Annotated in this window: 1 pseudogene; it reads left to right on the forward strand. The window is 37.3% G+C overall.

The annotated features are described in order from the left end of the window. Positions 1 to 209, forward strand: a pseudogene (locus V6260_RS19720) (hypothetical protein); the annotation flags it as partial.

The following is a 209-nucleotide window of genomic DNA, read 5'->3' on the forward strand; positions in this document are numbered from 1 at the left end:
GCACAAAGTTATGAGCGTATACACCGCTCTAACTTAATTGGAATGGGGGTTTTACCTCTGCAATTTAAAGATGGCGAAAGCTACGAGTCGTTATGATTAACAGGGAAAGAACAATTTTATATTGAAGGCCTTTATGATAAAACGGACGAAGTAAGTGTAATAGCCACTAATGGTGAAGGTAAAAAAATAAGCTTTAGTGCAGATGTACG

The sequence above is a fragment of the Pseudoalteromonas aliena genome (assembly GCF_038155085.1).
GTDB lineage: Bacteria > Pseudomonadota > Gammaproteobacteria > Enterobacterales > Alteromonadaceae > Pseudoalteromonas > Pseudoalteromonas aliena_A.